This window comes from Mucilaginibacter sp., assembly GCF_036383575.1.
GTDB lineage: Bacteria > Bacteroidota > Bacteroidia > Sphingobacteriales > Sphingobacteriaceae > Mucilaginibacter.
In genome coordinates, this window is record NZ_DASVOB010000024.1 from 1 (window position 1) to 8,903 (window position 8,903).

6 protein-coding genes are annotated in these 8,903 nt (G+C 45.2%); 2 read left to right on the top strand and 4 right to left on the bottom strand.

The features are described from left to right. Positions 1–140: 140 nt before the first annotated feature. The 4 genes from VF500_RS00790 to VF500_RS00805 form a co-directional block, all read right to left on the bottom strand. Positions 141–398, bottom strand: a complete 258-nt coding sequence (locus tag VF500_RS00790) for a phosphopantetheine-binding protein (protein WP_121232894.1) — start codon at positions 396–398, stop codon at positions 141–143. 10 nt (positions 399–408) lie between these two features. Then, complete coding sequence (locus VF500_RS00795) at positions 409–1,629, bottom strand: beta-ketoacyl-[acyl-carrier-protein] synthase family protein (RefSeq protein WP_330857849.1); 1,221 nt, start codon at positions 1,627–1,629, stop codon at positions 409–411. A gap of 405 nt (positions 1,630–2,034) precedes the next feature. Beyond that, complete coding sequence (gene fabG, locus VF500_RS00800) at positions 2,035–2,763, bottom strand: 3-oxoacyl-ACP reductase FabG (protein WP_330857850.1); 729 nt, start codon at positions 2,761–2,763, stop codon at positions 2,035–2,037. Positions 2,764–2,795: 32 nt separating this feature from the next. After that, positions 2,796–4,379: an aromatic amino acid ammonia-lyase gene (locus VF500_RS00805; RefSeq protein WP_330857851.1), complete on the bottom strand. Its 1,584-nt coding sequence runs from the start codon at positions 4,377–4,379 to the stop codon at positions 2,796–2,798. Between the two features lie 443 nt (positions 4,380–4,822). On the opposite strand from VF500_RS00805, the gene VF500_RS00810 reads away from it, so the two are divergent. Next, positions 4,823–6,019 (top strand): DUF2062 domain-containing protein, encoded by a 1,197-nt coding sequence (locus tag VF500_RS00810; RefSeq protein WP_330857852.1) that lies wholly within the window; start codon positions 4,823–4,825, stop codon positions 6,017–6,019. A 3-nt stretch (positions 6,020–6,022) separates the two neighbouring features. Beyond that, the coding region (locus VF500_RS00815; protein WP_330857853.1) for an MMPL family transporter at positions 6,023–8,903 on the top strand (2,881 nt) is incomplete at its 3' end.

Below are 8,903 nucleotides of genomic sequence, written 5' to 3' on the forward strand. Positions count from 1 at the left end.
TTGCCACGAAAATAGGAAATAATACAGCGCCACAAACCTCAGCATAAAGTAGGCAGGCTTAACACCTCCCACTTTTAAAACACTAACAAAAATGCGGTAGCCAAGGGGATTTCCTTTTGATTTTCCCTGCCAGGCGGGCATTATGCAAGCTCTTTAGGTTGTACGCGTGATAGTACGTAATCATAAAAATCCTGGAAGGTAACGATGCCCGTAAAATCCTCGGGCTTTACTTTGAATGCGAAATTGCTTTCAATTACTACTACCAGGTCAATATAATCGAGGCTATCCAGATCGAGCGTTTCTTTTAGGTTTGCAGTGGGTACCATCTTATCTGCATCTACCTCAAATTCTTCGGCCAGGAAGCTGTTAATTCTTTCAATGATCTCTTCAATTTGCATAATGGCTGGTTTAAATATATTTTTTAATAATCAGGGACGAGTTAGTGCCGCCAAACCCAAAGGAGTTTGACAGGAATACATCTATATTTTTTTCGACGGTTTCGGTAGCGATATTAAGCTTGGCCGAATCCTCATCGGGATTTTCAAAGTTAATGTTGGGTGCCACGAACGAGTTTTGCATCATGAGCATGGAATACACAATTTCGCTTGCACCTGCCATCCAGCACTCATGTCCGGTCATGGATTTGGTTGAGCTTACCAGTGGTTTGCTGCTGCCGAATACTTCATCAATTGCTTTAGCCTCGCTGGCATCGCCGGCGGGGGTGGAGGTAGCATGAGCGTTGATGTAATCAATTTCAGATGCCTGGATCCCGGCATCTTTCAGGGCCATGGTCAAAGACCTAACAGGCCCGTCAACAGTTGGGTTGGAGATATGTGCCCCGTTTGATGAAAAGCCGTAGCCAACAACCTCGCCTAAAATGGTAGCACCCCTTTTTAATGCCGATTCCAAGCTTTCCAGGATCACGGTAGCTGCGCCGCCGCTTGGTACCAGTCCATCGCGGTCACGATCAAATGGCTTGGAAGCTTTTGCCGGGTCGGCCTCTTTTACAGAGAATGCCGAAAGCGCGTCAAAACTGCCCATTGAATAATGGCTCAGTTCCTGCGCGCCGCCGCAAATGATACAATCCTGCATGCCGCTTTTAATGAGGTGATACCCCATGCCAATAGCATGCGAACCACTGGCACAAGCCGCGCTGATGGTAAAATTAACCCCACGAAGCTTGAATATAGTTGCCAAATTCATGGTAACGGTAGAGTTCATGGTTTGGAACACCGCACCGGAGCCAATGAGCATGGTGTCTTTTTTTTCGCGGATCACATCGGTAGTTTCAATTACGGCTTTGGCGGTACTGTCGTTACCATATAAAATACCGACATCTGTTTTGGCGATATAATCGGCATCGATGCCGGCCTGCTCTAATGCCTGTGCCGTGGCTATGTAAGCATATTCGCCCTGTTCGGGTAGCATGATACGCGCCCGGCGATCAAGTATTCCTTTAAGGTTAGGTTTTTCCACAGCCCCGGTTAAGCCAGAGCGGTAGCCAAAATCCTTACGGATGGCATCATATATAATACCCGACCTGCCGGCGTAAAGAGAATCTTTAACCTCGTCGAGATTTTTCCCAATACACGAATAGATACCCATCCCTGTTATCACAACCCTATTCATATTTGAGCAAAAACTGATAGTACATAGTCAACAAAATGCAATAAAAATACAAAAAAATAAAACTTAATCTGTTTTTGTATGTATCGCGCTTCTTTAATGTTCCAAATTTCGGCTATTAAAATACCTGTATGTTAATAGCTTATAATTAAGTTTATATTAAGATTTAATTACCCTTGTGTTTGTTACTGTTCTTATTTCAATTGCCACCGCTCGGCTTTCTCTCTTTGCCGCCGCTCGGCTCCAGCCGAGTGGTAATTATCCCCAGGCCTCTGGCCTGCTTTCGCTTTTCTTGTGCCCATTTGCAACGAGCAAAGGGTGTGGAGAGTTTCCTTTCGCTTCGGCGGCCAGAGGCCGCTTTAATAGCTGCCACTCGGCTGGAGCCGAGCGGCGGCGGATTTTCTTTTTTTACGAATACAATCCGCCATTTATTGAAAGCACCTCGCCCGTAATATAAGCCGACTCCGGCGATGCCAAAAAGCCCACCGCATGTGCCACTTCCTCGGGGGTGCCAAATCTTTTCAGCGGGACCAGCGCTTTCAGTTCTTTTTCATCAAGCCCGGCGGTCATGTCGGTAGCGATAAAACCAGGGGCTACGGCATTTACGGTTATCCCACGTCTGCCCACTTCTTGTGCAAGGGCCTTAGTAGCGCCAATTACCCCCGCTTTGGCAGCAGAGTAATTTACCTGCCCAGGCAATCCTTTAAGGCCAGATAGCGAAACCACGTTTACTATGCGACCGTATTTTTTAACCAGCATGCTGTTAAGCACTAAACGGGTAACATAAAAGAAACCGTTAAGACTGGTGTTCAGCACACCGTCCCATTGCTGATCTGTCATCCACATCATCAGGCCATCGTCTTTTACGCCGGCGTTGTTTATTAAAACTTCAATGTACTTTTCGGTATTGGTTTCAATCCAACTCCCTAATTTTTGCTGGATATCATTCTTGTCGGCCACATCAAATTGCAACAGCTCCCCATCGCCGCCGTCGGCTTTGATTTGAGCGAGGGTGTTGTTGGCCTCATCAATGTTGCCTTTATAATTAACCAGCACATAATAACCCATAGCGGCCATTTTGTAGCAAATGGCCCTGCCAATTCCTCTTGAGCCGCCGGTTACTAATGCACATTTCATATGATGTTTTTGGTGTTAAAAGGTTTAATAATTCAGGAAATAAGTTCGGCCGTTTCAAAATAAGCTTTCACTTGTTGCAGGTCCTGGTATTTGGGTTTATCCTCAATAAATTTAGGGAATATAGCCCTTAAGTCTGTATAAACTTTGTTGGTTTGGGTGGAGAGTCTGTTAGCACAATTGAGATAATCGACAGCCTGCAGCAGGGTCATGGCCTGGATAGCCAGCACCTCGAAACTGTTGTCGATTAGTTTTTTGGTTAACAATGCCGCGTTACAACCCATGCTTACAATATCCTGGTTATCATTATTGTTCGGGATACTGTGTACGTACATCGGGTACGAAAGGGTTTGGTTTTCGGCAACGGTTGAGGTGGCCGTAAACTGCATGCCCTGCATCCCGAAGTTGAAGCCAAGCACACCAAGATTCAAAAACGGCGGGAATTTTTGGTTGAGCTTATCATTCAGCAAATAATTCAGCTGCCTTTCTGAAAGCATGGAGAGCCTTGTAATGGCTATCTTTAATTTATCCATTTCCAGCGAAACATAATCGCCATGGAAATTGCCGCCGTGGAAAATGTTATGATTTTCATGGTCGATAACCGGGTTATCATTCACGGAATTAAGCTCGTCAACAACAACCTGCTCAGCCTGCGCAACGGTATCATAGATGGGGCCGAGGATCTGCGTAACGCAACGGAGCGAATAATATTCCTGCACCTTGTCCTCAAATATTTCCTGATCCAGGTTTTCGGGATTATATAAATGTTCCGAGCGGCTCCGCACCATTTGGCTATCCTTCAGGATGTCACGAAGCTGTGCGGCAATAGCATTTTGTCCTTTATGCTGTTTCACCTTGTTGAGTTCAAACGAGTAATGATCGTCAAAAGCCTCAACCACCTCATTGATCATGGCCGAAAGTATGACCGACCAGCCCAGCAGTTTTTTAGCACGTATAATATTCAGCAAACCGATCCCCGTCATGGCCGAAGTCCCATTGATGATGGCCAAGCCTTCGCGGATATGGATTTTGAGCGGTTTGATACCCAGCTGTTCAAAAATCTTAGCGGTAGGTTGTACCTCGTTGTTATAAATCACTTCGCCTTCGCCAATTAAAGCGAGGGCAAGGTGGGCTAATTGTACCAGGTCGCCACTGGCACCCACGCCGCCGTGTTCAAATATGCAGGGGGTAACGTTTTTGTTGATGAGTTCGGCAAGGAGATTGGTAAGTTCAGGATGTACGCCCGAATAGGCTTGCATAAAGCTGTTTAGGCGGGCAAGCATCAATGCTTTTACCAATTGTGGCTGCATTAAATTTCCGCCGCCGGAGGCATGACTGCGGATCAGGTTGTACTGTAACTGCAGTCGGTTTTCATCGCTCACTTTGTATTGCGCCATAGGGCCGAAGCCGGTATTGATGCCGTAAATGAGTTTATTGGATGAAAAGCCACCAAGAAAATTAAAATTGGTTTGCACCTTTTGCAACGCCTGCTCATCAGGAACAACTGCGCTGTTTTTAAAAATCACCTGGTAAAAATCATCCAGCGAAAGAGCCTTTCCTCCAACCTGTAGCATGGGCACAGCAGTTTTATTTAATAAGGTTTGATTATTCTTTTCCACAAAATCAGGGCGAAAATAAGGTAAATGTTCGGATTTAGGAATGGGTATTAAACGGTTTGTGGACAGTATGTATTGCACGTATAGGTATCGTCAACAAATATGTCATTGCGAGCGCAGCGCGGCAATCGCACGGAAGCATGGCCGCCCTGTATAGCATGCGATTGCCACGTCGCCCCGATGCGCCACCCTTGTCAGCTCCTCGCAATGACATGATTTATAGCATCCACACAAAAATTTAACCCCTTTGGCGCAAGTCTTGTGTGCAGGATAGTGCGGGGCAGACTTGTGACTCGGCAGATTCTGTTTCATTTGGTTATATCAGATGCAAAAATTTAACGTTTAATTTATTCTGAAACAATAACTTTGTAAAGCAATAAACGTAAACCCTAAAACCCCCTTGATAAAAACCTGGACTGAAGCCGGTACGTGCGATTGAATGATATATGACGGATAACTTACAACTTATACAGGCAAAGTTTAAACAATTACAGGTATGCGTTATTATACCCACCTATAATAACCAGGGCACGCTGGCCGCTATCATTAACGATGTTTTGGCTTATACTGACCAGGTTATCGTAGTAAACGATGGCTCAACTGATGATACGCAGGCCATTATCCAGTCATTCCCGCAAATCCAATGTGTAAGCTATACCCAAAATGTGGGCAAGGGCTGGGCTTTACGTAAGGCTTTTGAATTTGCTGTCGAGCGAGGCTATCAACACGCTATAACTATCGACTCAGACGGGCAGCATTTTGCCAGCGACCTGCCTGCTTTTATCGAAAAGCTGGAACAGGAGCCAGACTCGCTGATCATCGGCTCGCGTAATATGGAGCAATCATCCGTGCCGGGCAAAAGCAGTTTCGGACATAAGTTTTCCAATTTTTGGTTTTGGGTGGAAACAGGCATTAAATGCCCTGATACACAATCAGGCTACCGCTTGTATCCCATTCACCTGCTCAAAAATACTAAATACATTACCCGTAAATACGAGTTTGAAATAGAAGTGATCGTTCGTGCTGCGTGGAAGGGCATTAAGATTGATTGGGTGCCGGTTACGGTTTACTATGCGCCAAAAGAAACACGCATCTCGCATTTTAGGCCTTTCCAGGATTTTTCGCGTATCAGCGTGTTGAACACTATATTGGTGATCATCACCTTTGCGTATATCAAACCCCGCGATTTTTTCAGGATGCTTTTTGATAAAAAAAAAGCAAAGCAGATGATGAAAAACCTGTTCTTTAATCCCGAGCATTCGCCGCAACTTAAAGCTAAATCTGTAGCATTCGGGGTTTTTATGGGGATAGTGCCTATCTGGGGTTTCCAGCTTTTAGTAGCTATTTCGCTGGCTTTCCTATTCAGGCTCAATAAAGCTATCGTAGTTACAGCAGCGCATATCAGCGTTGCACCCATGATCCCGGTTATCATTTTCCTGAGTTATAAAACAGGCAGTTTGTGGATGGGCAGCAGGAATGTGGATATCCCTTTGGATAAAATTTCGCTCCAGTCCATTGGCGAACATTTGGAACAATATCTTTACGGCAGTATTTCGCTGGCAATTTTTGCAGGTATTATAGCAGGATTGCTCACTTTTGCGTTATTGAAGCTGTTTAAGCGGAGGCCTGTCCCCGCGTTGTAATTCATGGAAAAAATCCTGGTAGGCATCTATAATTATTTCAATGCCCGCAAACCGCTGTTTTATACGGTGTTTGCGCTGAGCTTCGTGCTTGTCGGTTTTTTTGCTTCGCGGATCAGGTTTGAGGAGGATATCTCCAAAGTGCTGCCGAAGGATAAAAAGATCGAAAAGCTCAATTACATTTTCCAAAACTCCAAATTTGTTGATAAGCTGGTAGTAATGGTTTCGCTTAAAGATTCCACACAGCAGGAACCGGATAGCCTCATCTCATTTGCGGATACGTTTACCGGGACAATTCAACAAAAACTCCCCGCGTACATCAGTAAGATCAATGCTAAGGTTGATGACGGCCTGGTGATGGAGCTGTTTGGTACCATCAATAAAAGCTTGCCCATTTACCTGAACGAGCATGATTACCTGCATATTGATACCCTCATTCGCCCGGACAGGGTAAAAGAAACGCTTGCCCGCGATTTGCGTACGCTTACCTCGCCCGCCGGACTGGCCTTGAAAGGGATGATCAGCAGCGACCCGGTCGGCATTTCATACCTCGGCCTGAAAAAACTGCAACAGCTGCAATACGACGAAAACTTTGAACTGTATGACAGCTATGTGATGACCAAAGATCACAAAAACCTGCTGCTGTTCATCACACCAAAATATTCGCCCAATAATACCGGCGAGAACGCGGTACTGTTGAAAGGACTGGACAATACTATCGATAGTCTGCAAAACAAAAGTTTTACAACCATCAATTGCAGTTACTTCGGTACAACTGCCGTATCGGTAGGCAACGCGCTCCAGTTACGACGCGACTCGATGTTTACGCAGGGAATTACCGTAGTTTTCCTGATCGTTTTTTTAGGGTTTTATTTTAAAAAGAAACGGGCCCCGGTAGTGATCTTGGTGCCGGTGTTGTTTGGCGCACTGTTTTCGCTGGCGGTGGTTTATTTTGTAAAAGGGAGCATCTCGGTTATTGCATTGGGTACGGGCTCGGTGGTGCTGGGGATTGCGGTTAATTATTCGCTGCATGTGTTTAACCATTACCGCCATACCCGCAGTATTGAACAGGTGATCCGCGATCTGGCTATGCCGTTAACTGTTGGCAGTTTTACTACCATTGGCGGGTTTTTCTGTTTGGAATTTGTAGAATCAGAAATGCTGAAGGACCTTGGGTTATTTGCTGCCTTTAGTTTAATAGGTGCTTCGTTTTGTTCGCTGGTATTCCTTCCGCATTTCATCGCTTCCAAAAAAGAGCAGGACGAGCATATTGCCAAACTATCATGGATCGATAAAATAGCAGCCTACAACCCCGAGTATAATAAGTTCATTATTTCGGCCATTGTTATACTGACCATCGTGTTCAGCTATACCGCCCGCAATGTGAGTTTTGAAACGGATATGAGCCGCATGAACTTCATGGCCGATAAGCTCAAGGCATCCGAAGCCAAACTGAATGCCATTAATAAGTACGCCCTGCAATCGGTTTATCTTTTAGCCGAAGGAAAAACATTGGATGATGCCCTCCGTACCAACGAAAAACTATCGGCACAGATAGAGTTGCTGAAAGAACAAAACATCGTAAAAAAATACTCGGGCGTATCATCACTCATTATATCCGACTCCTTACAAAAAGCCCGTATAGCCCGCTGGAACAGCTATTGGACGCCGGCTAAAAAGCAGGCATTAATGACGGTGCTCATTAAAGAAGGTACTGCGATGGGATTTAAGCCTGCCGCTTTTGATCATTTCCATGACCTCATTAATAAAGATTTTAAAGTGGTTGGGCAGGATGAAATGACAGGCATCCGCAAAAGCTTGCTGGACGATTATATTACCGAACAGCCAGGTCGTGCAGGGGTGATCACGCTGGTGAAAATATCGCCGCAGGATAAAAGCAAGATCTACAGTCTGTTTGAAAATACGCCGAATGTAACCGTTGTTGATAAGCAATATTTGACCAACCGGTTTGTGGGTATCATCAATAATGATTTTACCAGTATCGCCATCATGTCGTCATTGCTGGTGTTTACAGTGCTTTTGCTCACTTACGGGCGCATTGAGCTTACACTGGTTTCCTTTATCCCGATGTTTATTTCCTGGATCTGGATCCTGGGTTTGATGGGGCTGCTGGGCATCCAGTTCAATATCGTGAACATCATTATATCAGCCCTGATATTTGGTTTGGGCGATGATTACAGTCTGTTTATTATGGATGGCTTGCTGCAGGAATATAAAACCGGGAAGAAAAACCTGTCTTCCTACAAATCATCCATCTTTTTATCTGCCATTACTACGGTGGCGGGTTTGGGTGTGCTGATATTTGCCAAACACCCGGCTTTGCGGTCAATAGCGTTGATCTCTATTATCGGGATAGTTTGCGTAGTGGTGATGGCGCAGATTTTAATCCCGTTCCTGTTCAATATCCTCATCAAAAACAGGGTGCAGAAAAAGCGTTTCCCCTGGACACTGAGCGGCTTTGTGATCTCAGTTTTTGCATTCACTTATTTTGTAAGCGGCTGCCTGTTATCATCCCTTATTGGTTTGCTGCTGATTAAGCTTAATCCCTTTAAAGGGGAAAGAAGCAAATATGTTTATCATGCTATCCTGGCGCGCTTTTGCTGGTCGATGATGTATATCATGCCTAACCTACGCAAGCGGGTAATAGATAAAGATACATTTGAAAAGCCCGCCGTAGTGATCAGTAATCATCAGTCATTCCTTGATATTTTGGTATTGATCATGCAGCATCCGAAGCTCATCCTGTTTACTAATCACTGGGTATGGAACTCGCCTGTATTTGGGGCGGTGGTACGCATGGCCGGCTATTTCCCGGTGGCCGAGGGAGTGGAGCAAAACATTGATGAACTGGCCGAAAAGGTGAAGC